The 26,210-nt window shown below is 73.1% G+C and carries 28 protein-coding genes; 13 read left to right on the forward strand and 15 right to left on the reverse strand.

The window, feature by feature from the left end; translation table 11 throughout:
* Positions 1-82: 82 nt before the first annotated feature.
* Together AB0424_RS25040 and AB0424_RS25045 are read left to right on the forward strand one after the other, a co-directional pair.
* Complete coding sequence (locus tag AB0424_RS25040) at positions 83-493, forward strand: PLD nuclease N-terminal domain-containing protein (protein WP_366308768.1); 411 nt, start codon at positions 83-85, stop codon at positions 491-493.
* Complete coding sequence (locus AB0424_RS25045) at positions 493-1,377, forward strand: LysR family transcriptional regulator (protein ID WP_366308769.1); 885 nt, start codon at positions 493-495, stop codon at positions 1,375-1,377. Before AB0424_RS25040 ends, AB0424_RS25045 begins: the two co-directional genes overlap by 1 nt.
* Here the strand turns inward: AB0424_RS25045 and AB0424_RS25050 are convergent.
* Entirely contained in the window at positions 1,280-2,209 is a 930-nt protein-coding gene (locus AB0424_RS25050; protein WP_366308770.1) for a DMT family transporter, read from the reverse strand. The genes AB0424_RS25045 and AB0424_RS25050 overlap by 98 nt on opposite strands.
* A gap of 188 nt (positions 2,210-2,397) precedes the next feature.
* On the opposite strand from AB0424_RS25050, the gene AB0424_RS25055 reads away from it, so the two are divergent.
* Positions 2,398-3,027 carry an NAD(P)H-dependent oxidoreductase gene (locus tag AB0424_RS25055; RefSeq protein WP_366308771.1) on the forward strand — a complete coding sequence of 210 codons (630 nt, stop codon included), beginning with the start codon at positions 2,398-2,400 and terminating at the stop codon, positions 3,025-3,027.
* A 60-nt stretch (positions 3,028-3,087) separates the two neighbouring features.
* On the opposite strand, the gene AB0424_RS25060 is transcribed toward AB0424_RS25055, so the two are convergent.
* The 3 genes from AB0424_RS25060 to AB0424_RS25070 all read right to left on the reverse strand — a co-directional run bounded on the left by AB0424_RS25060 (position 3,088) and on the right by AB0424_RS25070 (position 4,171).
* Positions 3,088-3,279, reverse strand: a complete 192-nt coding sequence (locus AB0424_RS25060; protein ID WP_366308772.1) for a hypothetical protein — start codon at positions 3,277-3,279, stop codon at positions 3,088-3,090.
* A 170-nt stretch (positions 3,280-3,449) separates the two neighbouring features.
* Positions 3,450-3,785, reverse strand: a complete 336-nt coding sequence (locus AB0424_RS25065; RefSeq protein WP_366308773.1) for a hypothetical protein — start codon at positions 3,783-3,785, stop codon at positions 3,450-3,452.
* Positions 3,786-3,808: 23 nt separating this feature from the next.
* Positions 3,809-4,171, reverse strand: a complete 363-nt coding sequence (locus AB0424_RS25070; protein WP_366308774.1) for a hypothetical protein — start codon at positions 4,169-4,171, stop codon at positions 3,809-3,811.
* A 163-nt stretch (positions 4,172-4,334) separates the two neighbouring features.
* On the opposite strand from AB0424_RS25070, the gene AB0424_RS25075 reads away from it, so the two are divergent.
* The 4 genes from AB0424_RS25075 to AB0424_RS25090 all read left to right on the forward strand — a co-directional run bounded on the left by AB0424_RS25075 (position 4,335) and on the right by AB0424_RS25090 (position 8,846).
* A complete protein-coding gene (locus tag AB0424_RS25075) occupies positions 4,335-4,598 on the forward strand; it encodes a winged helix-turn-helix domain-containing protein (protein WP_366308775.1) in 264 nt (87 codons plus the stop codon).
* Positions 4,599-4,629: 31 nt separating this feature from the next.
* The gene (locus AB0424_RS25080) at positions 4,630-5,082 is read left to right on the forward strand and encodes a nucleoside deaminase (RefSeq protein ID WP_366308776.1); all 453 of its coding nucleotides are present in this window, start codon (positions 4,630-4,632) and stop codon (positions 5,080-5,082) included.
* A 148-nt stretch (positions 5,083-5,230) separates the two neighbouring features.
* Positions 5,231-7,294, forward strand: a complete 2,064-nt coding sequence (locus AB0424_RS25085) for a hypothetical protein (RefSeq protein ID WP_366308777.1) — start codon at positions 5,231-5,233, stop codon at positions 7,292-7,294.
* A 4-nt stretch (positions 7,295-7,298) separates the two neighbouring features.
* Positions 7,299-8,846, forward strand: a complete 1,548-nt coding sequence (locus AB0424_RS25090; RefSeq protein ID WP_366308778.1) for a hypothetical protein — start codon at positions 7,299-7,301, stop codon at positions 8,844-8,846.
* Positions 8,847-8,856: 10 nt separating this feature from the next.
* On the opposite strand, the gene AB0424_RS25095 is transcribed toward AB0424_RS25090, so the two are convergent.
* From AB0424_RS25095 to hemL, 8 genes are all read right to left on the reverse strand, one after another.
* Positions 8,857-9,387 carry an SRPBCC domain-containing protein gene (locus AB0424_RS25095; RefSeq protein ID WP_366308779.1) on the reverse strand — a complete coding sequence of 177 codons (531 nt, stop codon included), beginning with the start codon at positions 9,385-9,387 and terminating at the stop codon, positions 8,857-8,859.
* Between the two features lie 45 nt (positions 9,388-9,432).
* Complete coding sequence (ccsB, locus tag AB0424_RS25100) at positions 9,433-10,515, reverse strand: c-type cytochrome biogenesis protein CcsB (RefSeq protein WP_366308780.1); 1,083 nt, start codon at positions 10,513-10,515, stop codon at positions 9,433-9,435.
* On the reverse strand, positions 10,512-12,254 hold the full coding sequence (locus AB0424_RS25105) for a cytochrome c biogenesis protein ResB (RefSeq protein ID WP_366308781.1): 1,743 nt from the start codon (positions 12,252-12,254) through the stop codon (positions 10,512-10,514). Before AB0424_RS25105 ends, ccsB begins: the two co-directional genes overlap by 4 nt.
* A 5-nt stretch (positions 12,255-12,259) precedes the next feature.
* Positions 12,260-12,997 (reverse strand): cytochrome c biogenesis protein CcdA, encoded by a 738-nt coding sequence (locus AB0424_RS25110; protein WP_366308782.1) that lies wholly within the window; start codon positions 12,995-12,997, stop codon positions 12,260-12,262.
* A gap of 4 nt (positions 12,998-13,001) precedes the next feature.
* The gene (locus tag AB0424_RS25115; RefSeq protein ID WP_366308783.1) at positions 13,002-13,607 is read right to left on the reverse strand and encodes a TlpA disulfide reductase family protein; all 606 of its coding nucleotides are present in this window, start codon (positions 13,605-13,607) and stop codon (positions 13,002-13,004) included.
* 77 nt (positions 13,608-13,684) lie between these two features.
* Positions 13,685-14,935 (reverse strand): hypothetical protein, encoded by a 1,251-nt coding sequence (locus AB0424_RS25120; protein WP_366308816.1) that lies wholly within the window; start codon positions 14,933-14,935, stop codon positions 13,685-13,687.
* A gap of 242 nt (positions 14,936-15,177) precedes the next feature.
* Positions 15,178-15,882 (reverse strand): histidine phosphatase family protein, encoded by a 705-nt coding sequence (locus AB0424_RS25125; protein ID WP_366308784.1) that lies wholly within the window; start codon positions 15,880-15,882, stop codon positions 15,178-15,180.
* Entirely contained in the window at positions 15,879-17,225 is a 1,347-nt protein-coding gene (gene hemL, locus AB0424_RS25130) for a glutamate-1-semialdehyde 2,1-aminomutase (protein WP_366308785.1), read from the reverse strand. Before hemL ends, AB0424_RS25125 begins: the two co-directional genes overlap by 4 nt.
* Before the next feature lie 230 nt (positions 17,226-17,455).
* On the opposite strand from hemL, the gene AB0424_RS25135 reads away from it, so the two are divergent.
* The 3 genes from AB0424_RS25135 to AB0424_RS25145 all read left to right on the forward strand — a co-directional run bounded on the left by AB0424_RS25135 (position 17,456) and on the right by AB0424_RS25145 (position 20,604).
* Entirely contained in the window at positions 17,456-18,058 is a 603-nt protein-coding gene (locus AB0424_RS25135) for a hypothetical protein (RefSeq protein ID WP_366308786.1), read from the forward strand.
* Between the two features lie 103 nt (positions 18,059-18,161).
* Positions 18,162-19,316 carry a helix-turn-helix domain-containing protein gene (locus AB0424_RS25140; RefSeq protein ID WP_366308787.1) on the forward strand — a complete coding sequence of 385 codons (1,155 nt, stop codon included), beginning with the start codon at positions 18,162-18,164 and terminating at the stop codon, positions 19,314-19,316.
* A 121-nt stretch (positions 19,317-19,437) separates the two neighbouring features.
* Positions 19,438-20,604 (forward strand): alpha-hydroxy-acid oxidizing protein, encoded by a 1,167-nt coding sequence (locus tag AB0424_RS25145; RefSeq protein WP_366308788.1) that lies wholly within the window; start codon positions 19,438-19,440, stop codon positions 20,602-20,604.
* An 18-nt stretch (positions 20,605-20,622) separates the two neighbouring features.
* Here AB0424_RS25145 and AB0424_RS25150 read toward each other — a convergent pair whose 3' ends face one another.
* A complete protein-coding gene (locus tag AB0424_RS25150) occupies positions 20,623-22,632 on the reverse strand; it encodes an APC family permease (protein WP_366308789.1) in 2,010 nt (669 codons plus the stop codon).
* A gap of 97 nt (positions 22,633-22,729) precedes the next feature.
* Between AB0424_RS25150 and AB0424_RS25155 the strand changes: the two genes are divergently transcribed.
* Positions 22,730-23,146 carry a MerR family transcriptional regulator gene (locus AB0424_RS25155; protein ID WP_366308817.1) on the forward strand — a complete coding sequence of 139 codons (417 nt, stop codon included), beginning with the start codon at positions 22,730-22,732 and terminating at the stop codon, positions 23,144-23,146.
* An 18-nt stretch (positions 23,147-23,164) separates the two neighbouring features.
* On the opposite strand, the gene AB0424_RS25160 is transcribed toward AB0424_RS25155, so the two are convergent.
* On the reverse strand, positions 23,165-23,992 hold the full coding sequence (locus tag AB0424_RS25160) for an ABC transporter substrate-binding protein (RefSeq protein WP_366308790.1): 828 nt from the start codon (positions 23,990-23,992) through the stop codon (positions 23,165-23,167).
* Between the two features lie 267 nt (positions 23,993-24,259).
* Between AB0424_RS25160 and AB0424_RS25165 the strand changes: the two genes are divergently transcribed.
* Positions 24,260-24,508 carry a hypothetical protein gene (locus tag AB0424_RS25165; protein WP_366308791.1) on the forward strand — a complete coding sequence of 83 codons (249 nt, stop codon included), beginning with the start codon at positions 24,260-24,262 and terminating at the stop codon, positions 24,506-24,508.
* Positions 24,509-24,632: 124 nt separating this feature from the next.
* On the opposite strand, the gene AB0424_RS25170 is transcribed toward AB0424_RS25165, so the two are convergent.
* Entirely contained in the window at positions 24,633-25,214 is a 582-nt protein-coding gene (locus AB0424_RS25170) for a TIGR03086 family metal-binding protein (RefSeq protein WP_366308792.1), read from the reverse strand.
* 118 nt (positions 25,215-25,332) lie between these two features.
* Between AB0424_RS25170 and AB0424_RS25175 the strand changes: the two genes are divergently transcribed.
* Positions 25,333-26,196, forward strand: a complete 864-nt coding sequence (locus tag AB0424_RS25175) for a helix-turn-helix domain-containing protein (protein ID WP_366308793.1) — start codon at positions 25,333-25,335, stop codon at positions 26,194-26,196.
* The last annotated feature ends 14 nt before the right edge of the window (positions 26,197-26,210 follow it).

The raw sequence follows: 26,210 nt of genomic DNA on the forward strand, positions 1-26,210 counted from the left end.
AGTATCCGCCACCGGCTAGGCTTGACTCGTCACCGGGGCCGTCGAACCGGCCTCCGCCGTTGCTTCCAGGGGGCTCTCCCACATGCTCAGGGCACTGATGTACATCCTGCCGCTGGCGCTGACGATCTACGCCTTCATCGACTGCCTCAACACCCCCGAGGACGAGGTCAAGCACCTGCCCAAGGTCGTCTGGGTCATCATCGTCCTGCTCTTCTGGATCGTCGGCCCGATCGTCTGGCTCGTCGCGGGCAAGCAGCGCCGCGCCCGCGCCGGCGGCCGTGCGTCCTCCGGGTGGGTCGCCCCCGACGACAACCCCGAGTTCCTGAAGTCCCTCCGCGAGGAGGGCGCCGCCGACCGGAAGCCGGCCGCCGACGATTCCCGCCTGGAGGACTGGGAGGCGGACCTGCGCCGCCGCGAGGAGGAGCTGAGGAAGCGGGAGCGCGGCGACGACACCGACCGCGGCAAGGCGCGCGGCGAGGAGACCGAGAGCTGATGGAGCTGCGGCTCCTCGCCACCTTCGAGAAGGTGGCCGACGTCCTCTCCTTCACCCGGGCCGCCGCAGACCTCGGGTACGCGCAGTCCAGCGTCACCGGGCAGATCCGCACCCTGGAGTCCTCGCTCGGCGTGGAGCTCTTCGAGCGGCTCGGCAGCCGCATCCGGCTGACCGAGGCCGGGGAGCGCCTCCTGCCGTACGCCCGCGGCATGGCCGAGCTGGCGGAGGAGGCCCGGACGGCCGTCGCGGCCTCGGCGGAGCCCTCCGGCCCGATCGCCGTCGGCACCATGGAGTCGCTCACCTCCTACCGGCTGCCGCCGCTCCTGGAGTACTTCCACCACCGCTATCCGAAGGTCCGGCTGACCCTGCGGCCCACCCTCGGCGACGAGACCCGCCAGGCCCTGCGGCAGGGCACGTACGACGTCGGCTTCCTGATGGAGCCGGAGACGGAGCACGAGGGCCTGGAGTCGGAGGTCCTCGCGCCCGAGCCGCTGGTCCTGGTGGCCGGCCCGGACCACCCGCTGGCCGGCCGTACCGGGCTGACCGGCGCCGACCTCGCCGGGGCGCAGCTGGTGGGCACCGAGCCGGGCTGCCCGTACCGCGACCTCTTCGAGCGGGAGCTGCGGGAGTGGGCCCCGCCGTTCATGGAGTTCGGCACGATCGAGGCGACCAAGCGCGGCGTGGCCTCGGGCCTCGGGGTCGCCCTGCTGCCCCGGGTCGCCGTCTCCGGGGAGCTGGCGTCCGGGGCGCTGGTCGCGCTGGACTGGGAGGCGCCCTTCACGCTCTTCACGCAGCTCGCGTGGCGACGGGGGAAGCGGCTTCCGGCGCACGTCCGGCTGTTCGTGGAGCAGGCGCGTCGCCTCGTGTCCGAGCAGCGAGGGTGACCCTCAGGCTCGCCAGGACGATCAGCGGGACCCCGAGCGCCTGCACGAGCCCGATGTGGTGGCCGTAGACCGCCCAGTCGACCCCCATGGCGACCGCCGGGTAGGTGAAGGCCAGGACGGCGATCTTGGCGGTCGGCAGCTTGGCGTAGGCCGCGTACATCAGCACGTACATGAGCCCGGTGTGGATCAGTCCGAGCCCGACGAGCCAGGCCCACCCGGCGCCCAGCCCCGCGGTCGCCCCCAGGTCGGTGAAGGGCAGCAGCAGCGGGATGCCGACGAGCACCTGGACGAGCGCGATCAGATGGGGCCGTACGCCGGTGATGCGCTTGGTGACGAAGGTCGACAGGGCGTAGAGCACGGCCGCGGCGAGCGCGAACCCGAGCCCCTTCAGCGACGCGGTGTCCCCCGGCCGCACCCCCGACACCAGCACGAGCCCGGCGAAGGCGACGGCCAGCCAGCCCAGCTTCCCGGCGGAGATCCGCTCCCTCGTGAGGACCGCTCCCAGCAGCACCAGGAAGAACGGCTGCGTGTGGTAGACGACGGTCGCGAGGGAGATCGAGCTGGCCTCGTACGCCTCGAAGAGGAACACCCAGTTGAAGACGATGAACACCCCGCCGAGCGCGGCGAGCCCCAGCTTCCCCGGAGTGAACCCGTGGCCGGTGAAGAAGCCCCGCGCCAGGCTGTACGCGCCGAGGGCCGCGGCCCCGAAGAGGCACCGGAAGAACACCACCTCGAAGGGCGAGGCGCCCGACTCGACGACGAAGACGCCGAGGGTGCCCGAGAGCACCATGGCGAGGGTGAGTTCGACGGTTCCCCTGGTCTCGTTTCTCATGCCGACGACGCTACGAGCGGGACCGCGGGCCGGTCCACGGGCCAGTGGGGGGTCCTGCCGATGGGGGCGATCGGCGCAGCCGATGGGCGCCCCGCCCGCGGCCGGCGTCCGATGTGACGCGTACGCGGAATACCCTCGGGCGAGGCGTAGTTGGCACCCGGTACCCGACGAGACCGGAGCAGACAGACATGACCTTCGACGCCGCGCCCGCAGCGGACCGCACCGACCGCTCGTTCCTCTTCGTCCTCGGCAGCTCCCGCTCCGACGGCAACTCCGAGATCCTGGCCCGCGCCGCCGCCGCGCACCTGCCCGCCGACGTCCCGCAGCGCTGGGTGGACCTCAACCGGCTGACGCTCCCCGACTTCCAGGACGGGCGGCACGAGGTCGCCGGCCGGGAGCCCGGGGAGACCGAGGAACTGCTGCGCCGGGCGACCGTGGAGGCCACCGACGTCGTCATCGTCTCGCCCCTGTACTGGTACAGCCTCTCGGCGCAGACCAAGCGCTACCTGGATTACTGGTCGGGCTGGCTGAACGTGCCGGGCTCGGACTTCAAGGAGCGGATGGCCGGCGGCACCCTGTGGGGCGTCTCGGTCATGGCCGACGACGACCACCGGGTCGCGGACGGCCTGGGGACCACTCTGAACCACTCCGCCGCCTACCTGCGGATGCGGTTCGGCGGCGTCCTCACCGGCACCGGCTCCCGCGCCGGCCGGGTCCGCGCCGACGAGGGGGCGATGCTCCGCGCCCGGACCTTCTTCGAGGGCGCCACGCCGCTGGCCCTGTTCCCCTACGAGGAGGCGGCCGGCGCGGTCGCCTGACGCCCCCGGTCGGGCGCCCCGGGGAGCGGCTCCCCGGGGCGCGGTGACGGACCCGAGCGGTCAGTTGTCGGAGCCGACCGTGTTGTCGTGGCCGGCGTTGAACACGTCGTCCTTGGCGAACTGGAGCCAGTCGCCGAAGACGACCGTGTACGAGCCCTCCGGCTCGACGTCGACGTTCACGTCGGCACTCGCGACGCCGGCGGCGCCGAGGACGAAGACACCCGTGGCGAGGGCGGTCAGCAGGGAACGCATGGCGGGACCTCTCGGTGGAACGGCGGAGCACCCCGCGGAACGGCGGAGCGCTCCGCCAGCCAACACCGGCCGCCGCCCGCCGTCCCCGCACCTGGCCGGTGCGGCCTTGCGCCTCAGCCGATCGGCGGCGAGGTGGACCGGTTCGGCCGGTACCGACCACCGGGCGGCGATCACCCCTTCGGCGGAACCCCGCATCCCGGCGGCGCCGGATGACAGGGGCACCCGCACACGAGGGGGACGACTCCCTCCACGCCGCTGTCCCGGCGCACATGGTCCCGGCAGCGGTCGTGGCGGCCGACGACGCAGCGCGGCGAGGTGAACTCCGGCGGCTCGGCCACGGCGCCGAGCCCGTGGCTCAGCAGCGACAGACTCACCGCGTCGGCGATCTCCGGCGTCACCCACCAGCCGTCACCCGCCCGATCGCGGTGGTGCCCGTCGTGCCCCACGGCGAGCACGCAGACCGAACCGCCCCACACCGCCCTCACCACCTCCGCAACGGCGAACACGGACCTCCGCGCCCCGCAGCGGCTCATCGGGCACTCCCGGCGTGGATGTTCCGCTGGTCGACGTCGACCCCGACCGTCGCCAACCACAGCGCCCGCCGTCGCCGTCGCTGCTCGTCCCGCGGCGATGCCGCCGCGAGGTAGGGCCGCTCCAGGGGCGACCGGGCACCGTCCAGGAGCATCGCCTGCTCCCGGGCGTAGGGGGATCGCCGGGCCGGGAGACGGTGGCGGGGCCCGGGGGCCGCGGAGCGGCGGGGCCGGGGCGAGCGGTGGGCGACCGGCCGAGTCCGGGGCCGGTGCCGGCCGGTGGGCGGCAGGGTGAGCATCAGCAGCCAGAGGAGGAGCGGGATCCAGGCCCGCCCCAGGACCCGCGCGATAGGGTTCCGCACGTCATCAACTCCGTTGGTAGTTGGTGGCCATGCCCCGGGGCCGGTAGGACGGTCGCCGGGGTCTTCCGTTGGCGCCCACCGTAGTCCGTGATGCACAGTGCTACATCACTCTGTAGCTAGAGTCAGCCAAACGTGTCTTTGTATGACTATCTAGCCTGGAAGCATGAGCCTTGATCCGCAGTCGGGACGCCCGCTGTACATGCAGCTGGCCGACGTGATCGCAGCGAAGATCGCGTCCGGGGAGTTCGCCCCTGACCGCATGATCCCGACACCGGGACGCCTCTCCGAGGAGCACGGCATCGCCGTACTCACCGCCCGCCGGGCCATGCGTGAACTCCGCGAGCGTGGCCTGATCGTCACCGTGCCCGGCAAGGGCTCCTACGTCACCCCGGCCGCCGGAAAGAGCAGCCCTCCCCCGGAGGCGTGAGGTCGACGGCCCGGCGGGGAAGGCTCCCCGCATGGACCAGGAACAAGCCCACCGGTGGCTCGCCACCGCCCTCGCCGAGGCCCGGGCGGGAGGGGACGAGGGCGGGATCCCGATCGGGGCCGCGCTGTACGGCGCGGACGGCGCACTGCTCGGGCGCGGGCACAACCGCCGCGTACAGGACGGGGACCCGTCGACGCACGCGGAGACCGCCGCCTTCCGGGCCGCCGGCCGGCAGCGCTCGTACCGGGGCACGACGATGGTGACGACCCTCTCGCCCTGCTGGTACTGCTCCGGACTGGTGCGGCAGTTCGGGATCTCGCGGGTGGTCGTCGGGGAAGCGGAGACGTTCCACGGCGGGCACGACTGGCTGGCGGAGCACGGGGTCGAGGTCCTGGTGCTCGACGATCCCGAATGCACCGCGCTGATGCGGAGGTTCGTCGCCGAGCGGCCGGAGCTGTGGAACGAGGACATCGGCGACGAGTGAGCCGGCCCTCCCGGCGGACGCCCTCGCCACGGAGCGGCGACGTCCCGGCGACAACCCGGCAACAGAGTGGAAAGCCGTGGCGAAAGCCCGAGGCTTTCCCAACACCCCGTCGATATCCTTGAGTTGACTGTGACGGGGGTGACGGGGCGTGGACAGGGAACTGTACGGCCGCGAGGCGGTCCTGGACGACGGCGGGCTGGTGGCACGGCTCTGCGGGGTCACCCGGTACGGGGCGGCCCGGGTGGCGTACGAGCACGGGGACGACCCGCCGGTCGCGGTCTTCACCGGCGGGCGCGGCATGGGGAAGACCGCCCTGCTCAAGGAGGTCCGCAACCGCTACAAGGGGTACACGCCGCTGGCCCTGCTCGACTGCGCCCACATCGAGCCGCCCGCCGACCACGGACCCGGCTGGACGCCGGTCACCGGCGCGCTCGCCGAGCTCGCCGTCCAGATGTCCCCCAAGGTGCTCGGCGCCCGCCCCGTGCGCTTCCCCCGGCTCTCCTTGGGGCTGGTGGCCGTCGCCTCCCTCGGCTGGTCCCGGGAGGACGACGAGCGGGCCCGCCACGACCTCCAGCGGCTCGGGCCGCTGCTCGCCACCGTCGACGCGACCCGGGGCGCCGCCACGAACTGGGTCGGCAAGGTCCTCGCCAAACTCGCCGCGACCTTCGCCGAGGCCACCGTCCCGCTCGCCGGACTCCTCGCCGAGGCGACCGTGGAGACCGTCCTGGAGGAGGTCTTCGGCCGCCTCCAGCGCGCCTCCGAGAGCTGGTACGGCAGCTACCGCAACGCGGGCGGCCGAGGCAAGGCCGGTCTCCAGCAGCTCGCCGTCGACTTCGAGCAGGGCGGCCGACGGCGCCGCGAGGCCGAGGACTTCCTCGTCGGCGCCCTCACCGAGGACCTCGTCCACGCCTACACCGGAATCCGGCGCGGCAGCCGCCTCGGCCGGCCCCTGCTCCTCCTCGACAACGCCCACGAGCCGCTCGGCCGGCAGCTCGTCGAACCGATCCTGCGCGCCCGCTCCGCCGAGGGCCGCCGCGACCGGGTCGTCGTCCTCGCCACCTCCCGCGTCCACGACCACGAAGGGCTGCGGCAGGCCACCAGGACCCGGCTGCCGGAGACCGCCCACCGGGCGCCCTGCCCGCGCGGCGCGAGCGTCGGCTCCGGCATCCTCGCCGTCGCCCTCACCCCGCTCTCCCCCGCCCAGACCCGCACCGCCTTCGACCGCCACGACCCGGCCGGCCGCGCCCCCTCCGAACTCGCCCGCGCCGTGCACCGGCTGACCGGCGGCCGCCCGCTCGGCGTGGCCCTCCTGGGCCGGGCCGCCGGCGAGGCGCCCGCCGCCGTCCGCGCCCGGCTGACCCCGGGCGCCCTGCTCGACCTGACCGTGGAGCTCCGCGAGGACACCCCGCCGGTGCCCGTCGCCCCCGCCCTCCTCGGAGAGCTGCTCCCGGTGCGCAGACCCGGGCCGTACGCCGTGCTCGCCGCCACCCACGACGAGGAGTCCGCCCGGATGCTCGCCCACGCCCGGCTCCAGGGCGAGTCCCTCGACGGGGACGTGGCGCTGCGCGTCCGCGACACGCTGCGCTCCGAGGACTGGCCCGAGGGCCCCGGCCACTTCGTCGCCGACCCCCTGCTGCGCGCCCTGCTCCTGCACCGGCTCCGCTTCGAGGACGGCGACCACCCGCGCTACGCCGCCTGGCACGCCGTCCACGAGACCCTGCACCGGCACTACGGGCCCGAGCCCGGCCCGTACCGCCTCCACCACGACCTGGCGCTCGGCCGCACCGAGGAGGCCGTCGCCCACCTGCGGGCCACCTTCCCGGAGCAGGACGTCCTCGGCTGGCTCGGGCGGCTGCGGTTCGTCGCCGCCGCCCCCTACCCGCGCGAACGGGACCGGCCGGGCCCCGACCCGCGCCGGGCCGTCGCGCTCGGCCAGGACCCGGTCGACGCCCTGCCGACCGGCCTCGACGCCGACGGCGTCGAACTCCACCTCTCCGTACGGCGGCTGCTGCACGCCGTATGGCTGCTCACCGATCCGCTCGCGCTGCCCGACGACGAGGTGGCCGACCGGCTGGCGCACGAGCTGCGCCGGCTCTCCGGCCGCCATCTGACGGGCAGCGGTTCGCTCTGGGACGCGGCCACCCACTGGCCGCGCGACATCCTTGCCTGGCGGGAGCCCTCGCTCCCGCCGGGCCGCGAGGACGGAGTCTGACGCCATGCCCGACCGTCTGACCGACCGGCTGCGCCGCCGCGTCCGCACACCCCGCCAGAGGCTCGTCGCCTCCCTCGTCACCGCCGCCGTCGTCCTCGGCCTCGGCGGATACGGCCTCGCCCGCCTCACCGCCCCGGAGGACCGGTCCTGCGCGGCGGGCGTCGACCGCCCGGCCGGCAGCACCGAGTGCGTCGGCGTCAACGGCGACGGCCATGACTTCGGCATCGCCGAACTCGCCGACGCCGCCCGGGCCATCGGCCGGGAGAACGCCACCCTCAAGGCCGGCGAGTACGTGACCGTGGCCGTGCTCCTGCCCCTGACCTCCACCGACGGCGGCATGCGGGCCAAGGTCGTGCACGAGGTGCAGGGCGCGTACGCCTACCAGGTCAGGGCCAACCAGCGGTCCAACGGACAGCGGCCCACGATCCGGCTCGTCCTCGCCAACACCGGCCGGGGCAACGCCCACTGGCGCGCCACCGTGGACCGGCTCGTCGCGATGGCCGACGGCCCCGAGCGGCTGCGGGCCGTCTCCGGCATCGCGACCTCCTCCACCGAGATGCGCGAGGCGGTCACCGCCCTGACGAAGGCCAGGATCGCCGTCGTCGGCACGACCATCACCGCCGACGACATCGCCAACGGCCCCGGCCGCAAGCCCTTCCCCGGGCTCGCCCGCGTCTCCCCCACCAACAGCGACGAGGCCAGGGCGCTGGCGAACTTCGGCCGGGTCGACGCCGCCAAGGCGCTCCTCGTCCAGGACACCCGCGGCGGCGACCACTACGTCGACACCCTGAAGGCCGCCTTCGCCGCGTCCCTGAAGAAGGCGCCGCTGGAGCCGCAGGAGTTCACCTCCTCCGCCGACCCCACCCAGGAGGGCACCACCGCCAACACCTTCCGCAACATCACCCACCTGATCTGCGACACCCGCACCGAGACCGTCTTCTTCGCCGGGCGCCACACCCAGCTGCGCCAGTTCATCAACGCGCTCGGCGACCGCGGCTGCGTCGACCGCGCCTTCACCGTCCTGACCGGCGACGAGGGCTCGTACCTGGGAGCGGACGAGAAGCTGGACCGGAACGCCCTGAAGACGAGGCTGACCGTGCGGTACGCGGCGCTCGCCCACCCCGACGCCTGGCAGCCGGCACCCGGCCGCAGGCTCCCCGCGACCGGCGGCTCCCCGCGGGCGTACGCGGACTTCGTCACGGACATCGCCCGGGCTGCCCCGAAGGACCGGCCGGTGGCGCTCGCGGACGGCCAGGCGATCATCGCCTACGACGCGATGGCGACGGCGGTCCACGCGATCCGCCAGGCGACCCCGGAGGGCGCGACCTACCCGGCGAAGGAGGACGTCGGGACCCAGTGGCCGCAGGTCAAGGGCTCGCTGCGGGTGGAGGGCGCGAGCGGCTGGATCTGCCTCGACAACCACGGCAACCCCTACAACAAGGCGGTCCCCATCGTGGAACTCGCCCAGGACGGCACCCAGCGCTTCGTCCAGACGGCGTGGCCGGAGGGCGGGCCCCCGACGGCGGCCTGCCTGCCGCCGAAGCGGGACTGAGCCCGTCAGGTCACGGCACCCACTTCGGCCAGGGCTCGTCGTCCCGCGCGTACAGCTCGCGCAGATGGCGCCACCGCTCGGGCGTCCAGTCCCGCCAGTCCGTGGGGCGCCCGTCCAGCGCGGCGGCGAGCCGTTCGAAGTGGTCGTGCCAGCCGGCGAGGCAGTCGAGGCGGTACCCGCGGGAGCCCTGGAACTCGTTGGTGAAACGCAGCACGGTCGCCCCGGCGCCCCCGGGCCCGGGTTCCAGATGGAACCGGATCCGGCCGTGCGTCGGTTCGACCGTGTACTCGGCGACGCAGTCGGGGTCCCAGGCGGTCACCCGCCCCGAGACCTCGGTGTCGCCGTTCAGCCAGCGGAGCGTGACCCTCCCGCCCAGCCGCGGTTCCAGCGGATCCGCCTCGCAGAGCCACCCCGGCAGGCCCTCGGGCGAGGCGACGGCCGCCCAGACCACCGGCACCGGGTGCGGGAGGTCCATCACGAACCGCACCAGATGGGTGTCGCCGTCCTGCGTCTCGCACCTGCCCCGGGTTATCTCGCTCATGACTCCAGCGTGGCCCCGGGGCCCGCCACCCGCTAGCGCAGCCGGTCAGACGCCCGCGTAGGAGTGCTTGCTGCTGACGAAGATGTTGACGCCGTAGTAGTTGAAGAGGAAGCAGGCGAAGGCGATGAGCGCGATGTACGCGGCCTTGCGCCCCTTCCACCCGGCCGTCGCGCGCGCGTGCAGGTACGCCGCGTAACCGACCCAGGTGATGAAGGACCAGACCTCCTTGGCGTCCCAGCCCCAGTAGCGGCCCCAGGCGTCGCCGGCCCAGATCGCGCCCGCGATGATCGTGAAGGTCCACAGCGGGAAGACGGCCGCGTTGACCCGGTAGGAGAACTTGTCCAGGGAGGCGGCGGAGGGCAGCCGCTCCATGACCGAGCGGGCGAAGGCGCCCGGGTTGCCGCCGGTCGCGAGCTTGTTCTCGTACGAGTCGCGGAAGAGGTAGAGCAGGGTCCCGACGGCGCCGATGTAGAAGACGGCGCCGCAGAAGATCGCGGTGGAGACGTGGATCCACAGCCAGTACGAGTCCAGCGCCGGGACCAGCTGGTCGCTGGGGGTCTTCAGCCAGGTGGTGGCCATGCCCAGGTCCAGCAGGACGGTCGTCACCAGGGGCAGGCCCATCCAGCGGATGTTCTTCTTCGCGAGGAGGAAGCCGAGGTAGGCGCCGACCGCCACCGTGGAGAAGGTGGTGGAGAACTCGTACATGTTGCCCCAGGGGGCACGCTGCACGGAGAGCGCGCGGGCGACCACGCCCGCGGCCTCGACCGCGAAGGCGAGGACGGTGAGCGAGACGGCGATCCGGCCGTACAGGTCGCCCTTGGCCGTGCCGCCGGCCGCGCCGGGGCCGTCCGGGACGTCCCGGGTGCCGGCCGACGAGCGGGTGACGACCTTCGGCTTGTCGAGCACGGCGGTACCGCCGGCCTGCTTGACCTGGACGGTCACGGCCGCGGCGGCGGCCTGGCCCCGCTGCGTGAGGGCGGCGGCGGTGCGGCCGACCTTGCTGCGGCTGCCGAACACCCACTCGGCGATGTGGGCGAAGAACGCGAGGGTGTAGACGGCCATCGAGGAGTAGATGAGCAGGTCGCTCATCCGCGCCAGGCTCTCGTTGGTCGTGGCGGCGAGGATCACTTGTCGGCCTCTCCAGACGGGGCAGGGTCGTCCGCGGGTTCGCCCGCGGATTCCGGTACGGCTTCCGGATCGGCCTCCGGATCGGCTTGCGGTGCGGCGTCCGCCGTCGGCGGCGCCTGGGCCGTGAGGGCGACGGCGAGGTCGGCCAGCTCCTCCGGCAGCTTCGCGGACTCGCTGCGGCCGAGCCCGGCCATCTCCACGACGGTGACGCCGTCCTCACCGCGGACGGCGCGGACCCAGACCCGGCGGCGCTGGATGAAGAGCGAGCCGGTCAGACCGGCGATCGCGGCGACCGCGCCCGCGAGGGCGAGACCGTTCCCCGGCTGCTGCGAGATCTGGAAGCTCGCCCACTCCTTGATGTCCTTCTCGAAGGTGATCGAGCCGGCCCCGTCGGGGAGCGTCATCGTCTCGCCGGGCAGCATGCGCTGGGCGACGCCGGTCCCCTTGTCGACCTTGAACTGGGTCATCTTGGAGGTGTTCAGCTGGTACACGTTCTGCGGCAGACCGGAGTTGACGCGCAGGTCCCCGTGGTAGCCGCTGAGCGCGAGGACCGGGAAGTCCAGCGCCGGGAACTGCGAGAACATCGTGCCCTTGCCGGCGCCCGCGAAGGTCGGCACGAACAGGGCCGTGAAGCCGAGCTGCTCCTTCTTGCCGTTCTTGTCGCGGTAGCCGTCCATGACCTTGATCGCGCCGGTCGACGTGATGTTGTTGTCGATGGGCAGCATCGGCACGGCGCCGTGGAAGACGACCTTGCCGCGGCCGTCCTTGACGGTGACGACCGGCGCGTAGCCGTGGGCGATCAGGTAGACCTTGGAGTCGCCGACCTTCAGCGGCTCGTTGACCCGGATGACCGCCTTCTTCTCCGCGCCGCCCCGCGAGTAGCTGACGTCCGCCTCGAAGGTGCGCGGGGTGCCGCGCTGCGGGCCGCCCTTCTCGTAGGTGCCGGTGAAGGAGTTCAGGGTGAAGCCGAAGGGCTCCAGCTCGTCGGTGCCGAACTGGGAGCCGGACTTGAAGTCGTCGTACTGGGTGAGCGTGTTGGAGAACCCGTCGCCCTCGACGATCAGCTTGCCGCCCTCGGACTTGAAGAGCTGGCCCCAGGCGAAGGCGACGAGCATGACGATGAGGGCCACGTGGAAGGCCAGGTTCCCGGCCTCGCGCAGATAGCCCTTCTCGGCGGCGACCGCGTCGCCCGCCTCGTGGGCGCGGAACCGGCGTCCCCGCAGGACGGAGAGGGCGGCCTCGTGGACCTGCTCGGGCTCGGCCTCGGTGCGCCAGGTGGTGTACGCGGGGAGCCGGGTCAGGCGCCGGGGGGCGCCCGGCGGGCGGCTGCGGAGCTGGCCGACGAACTGCCAGGTCCGCGGCACGATGCAGCCGATGAGGGAGACGAACAGCAGGATGTAGATCGCGGAGAACCACACCGAGCTGTAGACGTCGAAGAACTGGAGCTTCTCGTAGAGCGGCGTCAGGGTGGGGTGGGCCGCCTTGAACGTCTGCACCTTGAGCTCGTCCGCGCTGGTCTGCGGGACGAGGGAGCCGGGGACGGCGCCCAGGGAGAGCATGAAGAGGAGGATCAGCGCGACCCGCATGGAGGTCAGCTGCCGCCAGAACCAGCGGACCCAGCCGACGACCCCGAGGGTGGGTCCGCCGACGGCGGTCTCCTCCACGGGGGCGGTCGACAGCTGGGCGCCGGCGGCCTCGTCGCCGGCCCGCTCGGTCTCCGTCGTATCGGTCTTGCTCATGGAACTCAGATCCCCACCGTGAAACCGCTGGACCAGCCCTGCATCGTGGCGACCATGGTGTCCCACGCACCCGTGAGGAGCAGGACACCGGTGACGATCATCATGCCGCCGCCGATCCGCATGACCCAGGCGTAGTGCTTCTTGACCCATCCGAACGTGCCGAGCGCCTTGCGGAACGCGATGGCCGCGAGCACGAACGGTACGCCGAGGCCGACGCAGTACGCGAAGGCGAGTATCGCGCCGCGCCCCGCGCTGGCCTCCTGGAAGGCGAGCGCCTGGACCGAGGCGAGCGTCGGGCCGATGCACGGGGTCCAGCCGATGCCGAAGAGCGCGCCGAGCAGCGGGGCGCCGACCAGACCGGCGACGGGCTTCCTGTGGAAGCGGAACTCGCGCTGCGTCATCCAGGGCATCAGGCCCATGAAGAACACGCCCATGAGGATCATGAGCACGCCGAGGACCGTGGTGAGCGTCTCGCGGTACTCCTGGAGCGTCGCGCCGAAGTAGCCGAAGAGCGCGCCGCCGGAGACGAAGACGGCGGTGAAGCCGGCGACGAAGAGGACGGCGCCGGCGGTCATCCGGCCGCGGCGGCTCTCCGCGAGGTCGGTGCCGGTGACGCCGGTGACGTACGAGAGGTAGCCCGGGACGAGCGGGAGCACGCACGGCGAGAAGAAGGAGACCAGTCCGCCGAGGACCGCGATGGGGAGGGCGAGCAGCAGGGCTCCGCTGGTGACCGTCTCGTTCACCGGCTCACTTCTCCTTGAGGAGCGGCTCGATCATCGACCGGAGCTTCTTCTCGTCGAGCGCCATGAGGGAACGGGCGGCGATCTTGCCCTCCTTGTCGAGGACGACGGTGGAGGGGATGCCCTGGAGGCTGAGGGTGCCCTTGGGGAAGCCGAAGAGGATCAGCTTGCCCTGCGGGTCGTAGAGGCTCGGGTAGGGAACCCCGTAGTCCTCCTCGAAGGCGAGGGCGGGCTGCTTGTTGGGGTCGCGGGTGTTGAGGCCGACGAACTCGACGCCCTGGTCCTTGAGGTCCGCGGCGACCTTCGCGAAGTGGGGGGCCTCGGCGCGGCACGGGCCGCACCAGGAGCCCCAGGCGTTGAGGACGACGACCTTGCCCTTGAAGTCGGCGACGTCGAGCTGCTTGCCGTCGAGGGTCTCGCCCGCGAGCTTCCCGGTGGCCGCGCGCTCGCCCTTGGCGGCGGTGGAGATGCCACCGGTGTTGGTCACGAAGTTGGTGTTGCCGCCGCCGCCGGACTTGCCGCTGTCGTCGCCACTGCAGGCCGAGAGCGTGAGGGCGGCGGTCAGCGCTCCGACGGCGAGCAGGGCGCGGCGAGGGGCACGGCTAAGGCTCATGTGAAAAGTTTCGCATGGGCGTTTGGGGGATCTTGGGCACCCCCCTACGTGCCCGTAAAGCCCCTTGTCAAGACTGCTTAAGCGGCCTTGAGGTAGGTGTTCCAGCCGCCTGTGGGCTTCTGTCCCACTTCGAGCGAGCGCAGCTTGTCGAGGATCAGCGGGTCCTGGACGTCGAGCCAGTCCACGAACTGCCGGAAGGAGACCAGCCTGACGTCCTTCTTCCCGGCCATCCCCTTGAGCGCGTCCTCGACGGCGTCCATGTAGATGCCGCCGTTCCACTGCTCGAAGTGGTTGCCGATGAAGAAGGGCGCCCGGTTCGACTCGTACGCGCGCGTGAAGCCGCCGAGGAGCGCCTCGGTGGCCTGCCTGCGCCAGCCCGGGTAGCGGGAGGGCATGCCCTTGGTCGTGTTGTTCGACTGGTTGGCGAGCATGTTGTAGTCCATCGAGAGGACTTCGAAGCTGTGGCCGGGGAAGGGCACGGCCTGGAGCGGCAGGTCCCAGATGCCCTGGCGCTTGTCGGGCCAGGTCTGCCGGCCGCCGGGCGAGCTGGCGTCGTAGCGCCAGCCGAGCCGCTTGGCGGTGGGCAGCAGGTTGTCCTGGCCGAGGAGGCAGGGGGTGCGGCCGCCGACGAGCTCCTTGGAGTAGTCGAAGGGCAGCGGGTCGAGGTCGGTCCAGCCGCTGTTCGTCTTCCACTCGGTGACGAACTTCACGGCCTGGTCGATCTCGCTCTGCCACTGGGCCGGGGTCCAGTTGCCGACGGACCCGGAGCCGCCGCAGAAGTGCCCGTTGAAGTGGGTGCCGATCTCGTGGCCGTCCAGCCACGCCTGCCGGACGTACTTCAGGGTGTCCTTGATGTGGGCGTCGGTGAGGTAGCCGATGTCGGAGGCGCCGACGCGGTTGTTCGGCGGGCGGTAGAGGTCCTTCTTCGATTCGGGCAGGAGGTAGATCCCGGAGAGGAAGAAGGTCATCGCCGCGTCGTGGTTCCTGGCGAGTTCCAGGAAGCGGGGGAAGAGACCGTTGCCGACCTCTCCGGCGCCGTCCCAGGAGAAGATCACGAACTGCGGCGGTGTCTGGCCGGGTTCGAGCGGCACGGGCGTGTCGGGCTGGTGCGGCTGCTTGCCGGTGTCGGCGGTGGAACCGTCGCCGATGGGCCTTGCGTCGTCCTTGGTCGGGGTGGGCGCGGTCGGGTCCGTCGTGACGTCGCCCCCCTTGCCTGGTCCGGAACGCCCCGGCTTGTCCTGGTTGTTGGTACCGCACCCGGCGATGCCGACTGCCGCCGCAGCCCCGACACCCGCCCCGAGCAGCCTCCTTCGACTGATACCGCTGATCCCGCGCATGACATCCCCATTCGCGCTGACGTATGAACTGAACGTCATCCAAACCGACAATGAGTGAGATGCAGGGAGGAACACGGAGGTTCCGGGAAATAGCACAAAAATTTAAGGACGTTCGGATGACATGAACATCATCGAACGCCCTGAACTGTGGACCTTCACCCGCGCGCTGTCCAGTGAAGCGGCGCACGCACGCGAAAGGCGCCCCGGAGAACCGGGGCGCCTCCTTCCGGGAACTACGCCCCGAACGCCTTCGACTTCCCCTTGACCGGCTTCGCGCCCGCCAGGAGATGCGCCGGGACCAGGTCCCGGGCCGGCTCGCTGTACCCGACCGAGACGATCTCGTCGCCCCGGTAGGTGAACGAGGTCAGCGAGGCCAGCGTGCACTGCCGGCGCCGCGGGTCGTGCCACAGCCGCCGCTTCTCCACGAAGCTGCGGACGATCCAGATCGGCAGCTGGTGGCTGACGCAGACCGCCTCGTGGCCCCGGGCCGCGTCCTTCGCCGCGTCGAGCGCGCCCATCATCCGCACGACCTGCTCGATGTACGGCTCGCCCCACGACGGCTGGAACGGGTTGGTGAGGTGCTTCCAGTTCGCCGGCTTGCGCAGCGCCCCGTCGCCGACCCCGAAGGTCTTGCCCTCGAAGACGTTCGCCGCCTCGATCAGACGCCCGTCGGTGGCCAGGTCCAGGCCGTGGGCCTTGGCGACCGGCGTCGCCGTCTCCTGCGCCCGCTCCAGCGGGGAGGCGACGACATGGGTGATGTCGCGGTCGGCCAGGTGCTCGGCGACCCGGTCGGCCATCTGCCGGCCCAGCTCGGAGAGGTGGTAGCCGGCGCGGCGCCCGTAGAGCACGCCGTCCGGGTTGTGCACCTCGCCGTGGCGCATCAGGTGGACGACGGTGATGTCCTGGTCGCTCTTCGGAAGGCTCGTGGCGTCGCTCATGCCGTCGCCTCCGCGGCGGCGCGGGCGGCGGCCGGCAGGGCGGCGGCGACGCGCTCGATCGCCCGCTCGTCGTGCGCGGTCGACACGAACCAGGACTCGAACGCGGACGGCGGCAGGTACACGCCGTCGGCGAGCATCGAGTGGAAGAAGGCGTTGAACCGGAACGCCTCCTGCTTCCGGGCGTCGTCGTAGTTCGTCACCTCGTCCTCCGTGAAGAACACCGAGAACATGTTGGACGCGGTCTGCAGCCGGTGCGCCACGCCCTCCTTCGCCAGCGCGCCGGTCACCAGACCCCGGATCTCCGCCGAGACGGCGTCGACCTTCTCGTACGCCGGCTCGTCGAGCAGCCGCAGCTGCGCGAGGCCGGCGGCGGTCGCGACCGGGTTACCGGAGAGGGTGCCCGCCTGGTAGACCGGTCCGGCCGGGGCCAGGTGCCCCATGACGTCGGCGCGGCCGCCGAACGCGGCGGCCGGGAAGCCGCCGCCCATGACCTTGCCGAAGGTCATCAGGTCGGGCTTCACGCCGTCGACGCCGTACCAGCCGGCCCGGCTCGTACGGAAACCGGTCATCACCTCGTCGGAGATGTACAGCGCGCCGTTCTCCCGGCACAGGTCCGCCAGGCCCTGGTTGAAGCCGGCCGCCGGCGGGACGACGCCCATGTTGCCGGGCGATGCCTCGGTGATGACGCAGGCGATCTCGCCCGGGTGGGCCGCGAACGCCTCCCGCACCGCCGCCAGGTCGTTGTAGGGCAGCACGATGGTGTCGCCGGCCTGGGCGCCGGTCACACCGGGCGTGTCGGGGAGGCCGAGGGTCGCCACACCGGAACCGGCGGCGGCCAGCAGCGCGTCCACGTGGCCGTGGTAGCAGCCCGCGAACTTGACGACCTTGGCGCGCCCGGTGAACCCGCGGGCGAGCCGGATCGCGGACATCGTCGCCTCCGTACCGGAGGAGACCAGACGCACCTGCTCGACCGGCTCGATCCGCGCGACGATCTCCTCGCCGAGCGCGACCTCGCCCTCGCCGGGCGTGCCGAACGAGGTGCCGCGGGCCACGGCGGCCTGCACCGCGGCGGTGACCTCCGGGTGCGCGTGGCCGAGAATCATCGGCCCCCACGAGCAGACCAGGTCGACGTACTCACGACCGTCCGCGTCGGTGAGGTACGGACCGGAACCGGACACCATGAACCGGGGCGTTCCGCCCACGGCCCGGAAGGCACGCACCGGTGAGTTCACGCCGCCGGGCGTCACGAGGGAAGCGCGGTCGAAAAGCGTCTGTGAGACTGGGGCTTCGTATGAATACGGCACTGTGATCCTGACCTGCGAGAACGACTTCGGGCACGACATCGGGAACGGAGGGACGGCGTGGACATCCTGGGTACGACGCCGGGGCGCCCGCCTTCTACGTCTGCGAAACTGGGGCGTCATAGGGATGACTCACGGAATCCATGGTGTCAGAGGCCACGGCGTTCTTGCGGACAGGTGTTTCACCGTACGAACGCGGGGGAGGTCACTGACACGATGATCGGGTTGCGCGGCACCGTCGTGTTGCCGAGAAAAAGCAGTCGGGTGGAGATATGCATCGCGGTGGCGGACCGGGCGAGGGGACGGACGACCTGGGTCCGGAGTCTGCCCGGCGGGGGAGGCACCGGCGCCGGCGGCGGGAGGATCCGGCCGGGTCGGAGGGCCGGGCGACCCCGGAACCCGCTGCGGAACCGCCCCCTGTCGGCGGGAGCCGGAGCTTGGGGGTGACGTACAAGTACTTCGGCGCGCCCAACAGCGCGACGGCGGCCCAGGTCCCCATCTCGATGCGCCCCGAGGAGCTCGGCGGCGACGAACTCGGCATGGGCGGCATGTTCACCAAGATCAAGCCCGAGACCATAGCGGCCATGGTCCTGACCGGCATCCAGGGCATGCCCCTGAACAAGGTGCCCCCGCTGGAGCTGGTCGTGCTCCACCCCGACTACGCCGTGGTGAAGCTGCCCATGACCGTCGTCGACCCGCTGCGCGGCATCGGCGAGGAGTCGGTCGGCGCCGCCGCCTTCATCTGGTCGACGGTCCCCGACCGCGGCGGGCCGCGCGACGCCTTCGACGTGTACCAGCTGCTCCACGAGTGGCAGGACTTCTCCGTCCGCCTCCACGAGGCCGGTCACCAGCCGTACTGCCTGGTCTGGCCCTGACCCGCCGAGAGACGCCTCACCGCGTCCGGCGGACCCCGGGCACGGGGACCGGGACGCCGGCCCCGGTGGCCCCGCCGGAGGGGAGACCGGAAGAATCGACCCCGTGAGTGTGGCGCACGCACAGCGGCTGGCCCTCCTCGACCGGTTCCCGGCGGCGGAGGTCGCCGCCGAGTCCGCCGCCTGGCTGGTGCGCAGGGCCCCGGCCTACGCCGACCGCGACGAGGACTCCCTGCGCCGCGAGCTGCTCGCCGTCATCGGACCCGCGCTGACCGCCCTCCGCGCGGGCACGGAGCTGTCGGCGTCGGAGATCGGCCGGTGCGAGGAGTTCGGCGCCCTCCGCGCGGCGCAGGGCATCGCCCTGGAACCCCTCCTCGAAGCCTTCCGGGCGACGACCAGACGGGCCTTCGACGCGCTGTACGCGACCGTGCGGGGAGAGGGCGGCGCCACCGGACCGGCGGGGCCCGCCGACGCCGTCGTCGCCCTGGAGCTGACCAGCGCGTTCTGGGCGTGCTGCGACACCGTGTCCCTCGCCGTGGTGCGCGGCCACCGCGCCCACGAGGCGGAACGGGTGAGGGCCGACCAGGAGCACCGGACGCTGCTGCTGCGGCAGCTGCTCCACGGCGAGCTCTCCGCCGACTGGGTGCCGACCGCGGCCACCGTCCTCGGGCTCGACCTGCGGGCCGAGTACCGCGTCTGTTACGCGGTGCCCGCCCCCGGCCGGGACGTCGCCGAGCTGGAGCGCGCCCTCCGGCCCCACCTCGTCGCCCATCTGACCGAGCCGGGCGCGCAGCGGCTCGTCGGGCTGGCCGCGGCCCCTCCCCGGGACACGGCCGGCCTCCCGGTGGGGGTCGGCCCGCCCCGTCCGCCGGGCCGCCTCCACGAGTCGCTGGCCGCCGCCCGGCGAGGCAGCGAGCTGGCCGTCGCCTTCGGCCTTGCCCGCCCCGTCTCCGGTGACGAACTCCCGCTGCACAGCGCGGTGCTGGGCCGGCCGGAGACCGGGGCGGTGCTCGCGGCACGCTGCTTCGGCCACACCGAGGGCGCCCGCCGCACCACCCTGATGACCACCCTGGACGCCTACCTCGCGGCCGACGGCAACGCCGAGGAGGCCGCCGCCGCCCTCTTCGTCCACCCCAACACCCTCCGCTACCGCCTCCGTTCCTTCACGGCGGCCACCGGCCTCGACCCGTCCCGCACCGAGGACCTGGTGACGGTCTGGTGGGCGCTGCGCCACGCGGAGGCGACGGGCGGCCCGACATGACGGTGCGCCTTGTCGGCCCCGACAAGGCGCACCGGCCGGAACCTGTCGGCCGTTCCATGGTCCGGCCCGCCCCCGGGCGGCACCCTGGTCCCCGGTGCCACGACCGAGAAGGAGCAGCACAGTGACCCAGCAGTTCGGGGAGTACCAGAACGAGATCTACTTCGACGGCCTCTTCGGCGTGCAGCCGAAGTACCCGATGGCGTTCGCGGAGCTGGAGTCGACGGCCCGGGCCGCCCTCCCGCCGTCCGTCTGGTCGTACGTCGCGGGCGGTGCGGGCGACGAGCACACCCAGCGGGCCAACGTCCGGGCGTTCGAGCGCTGGGGCCTCGTCCCCCGGATGATGGTCGGCGCCGCGCGGCGCGACCTCTCCGTCGAGCTCTTCGGGCTCACGCTGCCCTCCCCGCTCTTCATGGCGCCCGTCGGCGTGATCGGCCTGTGCGCGCAGGACGGCCACGGCGACCTGGCCACCGCTCGCGCCGCGGCCCGTACCGGAGTGCCGATGGTGGCGTCCACGCTCTCCGTCGACCCCCTGGAGGAGGTGGCGGGCGGGTTCGGCACGACGCCCGGCTTCTTCCAGCTCTACACGCCGACCGACCGCGAGCTGGCCGCGAGCCTCGTGCGGCGCGCCGAGGCCGCCGGATTCCGCGGCATCGTCGTCACCCTCGACACCTGGATCACCGGATGGCGGCCGCGGGACCTGAGCACCGGCAACTTCCCGCAGCTGCGCGGCCACGCGCTGGCCAACTACACCTCCGACCCGGTCTTCCGGGCCCGGCTCGCGAAGGCGCCCGAGGAGGATCCGGGGGCGGTGGTACGCGAGTGGACGCAGATCTTCGGGAACCCGCTGACCTGGGAGGACCTCCCGTGGCTGCGCTCGCTCACCGATCTTCCGCTGATCCTCAAGGGCATCTGCCACCCGGAGGACGTCCGCCGGGCCAGGGACGGCGGCGTGGACGCCGTGTACTGCTCCAACCACGGCGGACGGCAGGCCAACGGCGGCCTCGCCGCCCTGGACGCGCTCCCCGGCGTCGTCGAGGCCGCCGAGGGCCTGCCGGTGCTCTTCGACTCCGGGGTGCGCGGCGGCGCGGACGTGGTGAAGGCGCTGGCGCTCGGCGCGACGGCGGTGGGCGTCGGACGCCCGTACGCCTACGGACTCGCGGCCGGCGGCGAGGACGGCGTGGTCCACGTCCTGCGGTCCCTGCTCGCCGAGGCCGATCTGATCATGGCGGTGGACGGCTATCCCTCCCTCGCCGACCTGCGGGCGGACGGCGCGCTCGTCAGGGTCTGACCGCGCACGCCGCCGGGCTCAGCGCACGCCGCGACCGTCCCCGCCGGCCCCCGGCCCGTCCCCGCCGCCCTGCGCGGGCTGTGCGCTCGCCGCCGCCTTCGCGGCCGCGGCGAGCTCGCGGGCGGAGGCGAGCCGGTAGGGCACGTCGATGACCACGACGTTCTTCATGAACAGCAGCCGGCTCTTGAGCCGCAGCGCGCTCTGGTTGTGCAGCGGCTGCTCCCACCAGTGCCCCACCACGTACTCGGGGATCACCACCGAGACGACCGCGTCCGCCTTCCGCTCGGGCGCCTCCCGGACGTGCCGCAGCACCGGCTGGACGATCGAGCGGTACGGCGAGTGGAGCACCCGCAGCGGTACGTCGATGCCGTGCGCCTCCCAGGAGGCGCGGAGCACCTCCGCCTCCGCCGGGTCCTCGGCGACGGTGACCGCCGAGAGCGAGGCCGGGCGCAGCGTCTTCGCGTACGACAGCGCCCGCAGGCTCGGCGCGTTGACGGAGGCCACCAGGACCAGGACGTGGTTCTCGGCGAGGGCGTGCGGCCGCTCCCCCGGGCCGACGGCGACCTCGGCGGCGACCGCCTCGTAGTGCCGCCGCACCCCCTTCATCCCGGCGTACAGCACCGGCATCGCGAGGACGACGATCCAGGCCCCGTGGGTGAACTTGGTGATGAGCACGATGACGAGGACGACCGCCGTGAGGCAGGCGCCGAAGGCGTTGATCGCGAGCCGGCGCCGGATGCCGTGGCGGTCGGCGGCGCCGGCGGGGGTGGCGAGCTCCCGCCGCCAGTGCTTGACCATCCCGGCCTGGGACAGGGTGAAGGAGACGAAGACGCCGATGATGTAGAGCTGGATGAGGCGGGTCAGCTGGGCGTCGAAGGCGACGATGAGGACGATCGCGGCGAGTGCGAGGAGGACGATGCCGTTCGAGTAGACGAGCCGGTCGCCGCGGTGGAAGAGCTGGCGCGGCGCGTAGCGGTCGCGGCCGAGGACCGAGGCGAGCATCGGGAAGCCGTTGAAGGCGGTGTTGGCCGCCAGGATCAGGACGCCCGCGGTGACGGCCTGGAGCGCGTAGAAGAGGAAGTGCCAGTCGCCGAAGGTGGCCCGTCCGATCTGGGCGAGCGCGGTGGACATCGGGGTGCCGGGCGGGAGGCCGAGCTCGGTGGGGTCCTCGGCGACGTGGACCTCGTAGACCATGGCGAGCACGGTGATCCCGGAGAACATGGCCGCGGAGAGCACCCCCATGATCGCGAGCGTCATGGCCGCGTTGCGGCTCTTGGGCTTGGCGAAGGCGGGCACGCCGTTGCTGACGGCCTCGACACCGGTCAGCGCGGTGCAGCCGGAGGCGAAGGCGCGCAGGCCGAGCAGGACGAGCGCGAGCCCCGAGTAGACGGAGACCTCCTCCACCGGCAGCGCGGCGGACTCGGCGCGGATCGTCGCCCCCGTCGCCATGCGCACCGCCGCCACGGCGAACATCAGGAAGACGACGGCGATGAACGCGTACGTGGGGATGGCGAACCAGCGGCCCGACTCGCGCACCCCGCGCAGGTTCATCCAGGCCAGCACCACGACGAAGAACACCGACAGCGCCACGGCGTGCCCGTCGAGCGAGGGGACGGCCGAGGTGATGGCGGCGACCCCGGAGACGACGGAGACCGCGACGGTCATCACGTAGTCGATGAGCAGGGCCGAGGCCGCGGTGAGCGCCGCGCGCTGACCGAGGTTCTCGGCGGAGACCACGTAGGCCCCGCCGCCGCCCGGGTAGGCGTAGCAGGTCTGCCGGTAGGAGGCGACGACGACGAGCAGCAGGATCACGATGCCGACCGCCGCGTACCAGGCCAGATGGAGCACGGCGAGCCCGCCCAGGGCGAGGATCAGCAGGATCTCCTCGGTGGCGTAGGCGACCGAGGAGAGGGGGTCGCTGCAGAAGACCGGCAGGGCCACCCGCTTCGGCAGCAGCGTCTCGCCGAGCCGACCGCTGTCCAACGGACGACCGACCAGCAGGCGTTTCGCCGCACTTCCAGCTCTCATAAGTGATGAAGTTAGGACGAATGGGATGTAATGCGCGGAAGCCGCGCCCTGGGGCAGCCCCGTACGAGGAAGGACCTGACGCGTGAGCGGAGTACGAATGGCCGGCGGACCCATGCAGATCGGCGAGGTCGCCGCACGGACCGAACTGTCCCTGCGGACCATCCGCCAGTACGAGGACAGCGGCCTGGTCGTACCGTCCGCCGCCTCCCCCGGCGGCTTCCCCCTCTACACCGACGCGGACGTCTCCCGGCTGATGGTCGTCCGCCGCATGAAGCCGCTCGGCTTCACCCTCGACGAGACCCGGGAACTCCTCACCGCCGTCGACCGCCTCGCCGCCGACCGCGCCGACACGGCCGACGCACTCGAACCCGACGAGCGTGCCGCCCTCACCGCCCGCGTCCGCCGGTACGAGCAGGCCGCGGCGGAACGCGTCGCCGAACTCCGGGCGCAGCTCGCCCGCGCCGAGGAGTTCGCCGACTCGCTGCGCACCCGTCTCACGACCACCCGGGCCTGACCGGCGCGGCCCGCGCCCTCAGCCGGTCAGCGCCTCGGCGAGCTCGCGGAAGAAGCGGGCGTACGCGGCGGGGCTGGGCGGCGTCTCCGGGTTCCACGGGGCGAGCCGGGCTCCGGACGGGACCTCGTGCGGCGGCGTGGCGTGCTCCCGGCTGTCGAAGAGGACCAGGCCGGGGCGGAGCTCGGCGGCGCGGTCCCAGTCGGCGGTGAGCCAGTTGGCCCCGGGCCCCGGGCCGGGATCGAGCAGCCGGACCCCGAGCTCCGCGAGCCGCGCCAGCTCGGGCCACGCCGACGGGCGGGCCAGATGCACCTGCTCCGGCCCGGCGCCCGAGAGGGCCAGCACCCCGAGCCCGGTCCGGGCCGCGGCCTCCCGGAGCGCGGCCTCCGCGGCGCCCAGCCCGGCCGGCTCCGGCGGGGCGGCCCCCAGGGAGACGGCCAGCGCGCCGAAGCGGTCCAGGATCGCCGGCAGCGTGAGCTCGTTGCCGACGGAGAGCGCGGCGAGGGGCACCCCGAGCGCCTCGGGCAGCGCCTCGTCCAGCGCGTACGGGCTCTTGCCGTCATAGGTGACGTCCACGACCACGTCCGGCCGCAGCTCCCGCAGCAGCCCCTCGTCCAGCGCCCGCCCCGGCCCGACGTAGGGGACCCCCACGGCCGCGAGTCCGCCCGCCTTCGCCGGGTCGAGCACCTCGCCGTCGTGCCCGGAGCCGTAGACCCCGACCGGCGTGACCCCCAGGTCGTGGAGGGCCGCACCGGCCCGTACGTACGCGACCACCCTGCGCGGCACGCCCTCCGCGCCCAGCTCCGCGCCCCTGTCGTCCGTGAATCCCCATGCCTGTGCTCCGGACATGCGGCTGCTCCCTCCCCGGCCGGAATCTCCCTCTTCGCCACCTTGGAACGGTTCCCCGGCCCGCACAAGAGGGCCTGCCTCCCCCCGGCGGACGCCCAGGGGAGCCCGCCGGGACTTTGGTCCCGGACCCCCTGCCGAAAGTCCCCCAGGGTGGTGTTAACTGAACAGGTCGGGAGGAAGCAGTAGGAATCACCAGCGCCGACGCGCACGCGCGCCACCTGCCGGGGCGCGCCGGGCGCGGGCGGCCCGCACGTCCTGGAGCCAGCCATGTCCTTGCCCGGCCAGTTGTCCGACCCCCGTGTCCTCACACTCTTCGGCCTCCTCGCCGTCTCGACGGTGGTGTGGCTGACCGCGGGCCTGCGGGCCCGCGCCCGTGACCGCCGCTACCGGGCGGGCATCCCGCTGGAGCGCGTCTGGCACCCGCAGGAGTCCGTGGCCCTGACCCCGGCCGAGGAGCACGCCTTCGGCCAGGTCGTCTCCCGGCTCACCCCCGGCTCACCCGGCCGCCTGCGCTGAACCCTCGGGCGCCGGGGACACCGGGGCGCGGGTCGCGGCCCTGTCCCCGCGCCCGTGCGCGCGGGTCCTGCCCGTCAGTCCGGGGCGGCGCCGACGGCGCAGGCGCCCTCAGGCCCTCAAGTCCTCAGGCCCAGGCGCGCGGGTCGCGGCCCGTCGTCGCGAGGAGGCGGTCGAAGGCGGTGGCCCGCCCGGACAGCTCGACGGCCTCGCCGAAGACGCTCATCTTCCGTGCCGTCGGCGCCATCCGCGCCACCTCCTCCGCAAGCCCCTCGACCACGGCCGGGTCCGGTTCGAAGGTCCGCCCGGTGGCGCGCGCCAGGTCCCAGGCGTGCACGGTCAGGTCGAGCAGCACCATGGAGCCGACGGTCCGCGCGGGCAGCCCCATCGCGCCGGTGGTGCCCTCGTCGGCGCCGGGCGCCGCCCAGGCCGCGACGAGTTCCCCGGTCTCCGCGCCGAAGCGGGCGCGCCAGCCGGCCTCCCCCACCCGGTCGGGGGTCTCGGAGAAGTCGGCCGGCCGCTTGGCCGCGAGGGCCTGGAAGTTCACGACGACCGCGAACAGGTGGTTCAGGAGGGCGCGCACGTCGTAGTCGGCGCAGGGGGTGGGCGCACCGAGCGCGGCGTCGTCGACGCCCTCGACCAGGGGGACGGCCTGCGCGGCGGCGGTCTGCAGCAGGTCGGCGATGCGGGGCGGGGCCTGGTTCGTCATGGCACCGACGCTACGGAGCCGGCCCGCCCCGGGTCTTGAAGAAACACGCCAGGAACGCCCCGCCGACCACGCGCCGCGAGCCCGGCCTGACCGGCAGGGCAGCCCCTAGCATCGGAGCATGGCTGCCTCCGCTCCCCGCCGGGACACCCGAGGGATCGTCGACCCCGCCGAGCTGCTCTCCCGTGTGCGCTTCCGGCGGCACAGCCCGGCGCCGGAGCTGCGGCCCTACCTGGAGCACTACTGGCTGATCGACTGGGAGCTGCCGGAGCCGTACGCGTCGCACGTCGTCCCGCACCCCTCGGTGAACGTCGTCTTCCAGCGGTACGGTCCGCTCGACGGGCCGGAGGAGGCCGCCGAGTCGTCCGCCGAGGTCGCCGGGGTCGGCCTCGGCCTCTTCACCCGGAAGCTGGCCGGCACGGGCCGGGTCTGCGGCGTCCAGTTCCGGCCCGGCGGCTTCCGGCCCTTCGCGCCCGCGTGGCCGGTGTCGGAGTGGACGGGCCGCCGCGTCCCCCTCGCCGAGGTGTTCCCGCAGGAGCCGGCGGACGCCGCCGACCCCCTCTCCGCCGTGCTGTCCCCGGAGCCGGACCACGCGCGCGTGGCGGCGCTCGACGCCTTCCTGCTGGCCCGCGGACCGGCGCCCGACCCGGCCGCCGCGCAGGCCATGGAGCTGGTGGAGCTGGCCCGTGGGGACCGGGCGGTCCGCACGGTGGCGCGGCTGGCCGCCGCCTCGGGCCTCTCCGCCCGCTCGCTGCAGCGGCTGTTCTCCTCGCACGTGGGCGTGGGCCCGAAGTGGGTGATCCTGCGCTACCGGATCCACGAGGCCCTGGAGCGGGCCGAGTCGGCGGGGGCCGCGGGCACCCCGGACTGGGCCGCCCTGGCGGCCGAGCTGGGCTACAGCGACCAGGCCCATCTCGTACGGGACTTCACGGCGACGATCGGGGTGCCCCCGACGGCGTACGCCCGCGGACTGTCAGTGCCCTGACCTAGCGTACGAAG

The sequence above is a fragment of the Streptomyces sp. NPDC051180 genome, from assembly GCF_040689545.1.
In the GTDB taxonomy this organism is placed as follows: Bacteria; Actinomycetota; Actinomycetes; order Streptomycetales; family Streptomycetaceae; genus Streptomyces.

Bases quoted from the DNA above. Each gene is read 5' to 3' on its own strand.
- AB0424_RS25040 (WP_366308768.1), top strand. From the start codon at position 83: ATGCTCAGGGCACTGATGTACATCCTGCCGCTGGCGCTGACGATCTAC.
- AB0424_RS25045 (WP_366308769.1), top strand. From the start codon at position 493: ATGGAGCTGCGGCTCCTCGCCACCTTCGAGAAGGTGGCCGACGTCCTC.
- AB0424_RS25050 (WP_366308770.1), bottom strand. From the start codon at position 2,209: ATGAGAAACGAGACCAGGGGAACCGTCGAACTCACCCTCGCCATGGTG.
- AB0424_RS25055 (WP_366308771.1), top strand. From the start codon at position 2,398: ATGACCTTCGACGCCGCGCCCGCAGCGGACCGCACCGACCGCTCGTTC.
- AB0424_RS25060 (WP_366308772.1), bottom strand. From the start codon at position 3,279: ATGCGTTCCCTGCTGACCGCCCTCGCCACGGGTGTCTTCGTCCTCGGC.
- AB0424_RS25075 (WP_366308775.1), top strand. From the start codon at position 4,335: ATGAGCCTTGATCCGCAGTCGGGACGCCCGCTGTACATGCAGCTGGCC.
- AB0424_RS25080 (WP_366308776.1), top strand. From the start codon at position 4,630: ATGGACCAGGAACAAGCCCACCGGTGGCTCGCCACCGCCCTCGCCGAG.
- AB0424_RS25090 (WP_366308778.1), top strand. From the start codon at position 7,299: ATGCCCGACCGTCTGACCGACCGGCTGCGCCGCCGCGTCCGCACACCC.
- AB0424_RS25095 (WP_366308779.1), bottom strand. From the start codon at position 9,387: ATGAGCGAGATAACCCGGGGCAGGTGCGAGACGCAGGACGGCGACACC.
- AB0424_RS25105 (WP_366308781.1), bottom strand. From the start codon at position 12,254: ATGAGCAAGACCGATACGACGGAGACCGAGCGGGCCGGCGACGAGGCC.
- AB0424_RS25115 (WP_366308783.1), bottom strand. From the start codon at position 13,607: ATGAGCCTTAGCCGTGCCCCTCGCCGCGCCCTGCTCGCCGTCGGAGCG.
- AB0424_RS25125 (WP_366308784.1), bottom strand. From the start codon at position 15,882: ATGAGCGACGCCACGAGCCTTCCGAAGAGCGACCAGGACATCACCGTC.
- hemL (WP_366308785.1), bottom strand. From the start codon at position 17,225: ATGTCGTGCCCGAAGTCGTTCTCGCAGGTCAGGATCACAGTGCCGTAT.
- AB0424_RS25135 (WP_366308786.1), top strand. From the start codon at position 17,456: ATGCATCGCGGTGGCGGACCGGGCGAGGGGACGGACGACCTGGGTCCG.
- AB0424_RS25150 (WP_366308789.1), bottom strand. From the start codon at position 22,632: ATGAGAGCTGGAAGTGCGGCGAAACGCCTGCTGGTCGGTCGTCCGTTG.
- AB0424_RS25155 (WP_366308817.1), top strand. From the start codon at position 22,730: ATGGCCGGCGGACCCATGCAGATCGGCGAGGTCGCCGCACGGACCGAA.
- AB0424_RS25160 (WP_366308790.1), bottom strand. From the start codon at position 23,992: ATGTCCGGAGCACAGGCATGGGGATTCACGGACGACAGGGGCGCGGAG.
- AB0424_RS25165 (WP_366308791.1), top strand. From the start codon at position 24,260: ATGTCCTTGCCCGGCCAGTTGTCCGACCCCCGTGTCCTCACACTCTTC.
- AB0424_RS25170 (WP_366308792.1), bottom strand. From the start codon at position 25,214: ATGACGAACCAGGCCCCGCCCCGCATCGCCGACCTGCTGCAGACCGCC.
- AB0424_RS25175 (WP_366308793.1), top strand. From the start codon at position 25,333: ATGGCTGCCTCCGCTCCCCGCCGGGACACCCGAGGGATCGTCGACCCC.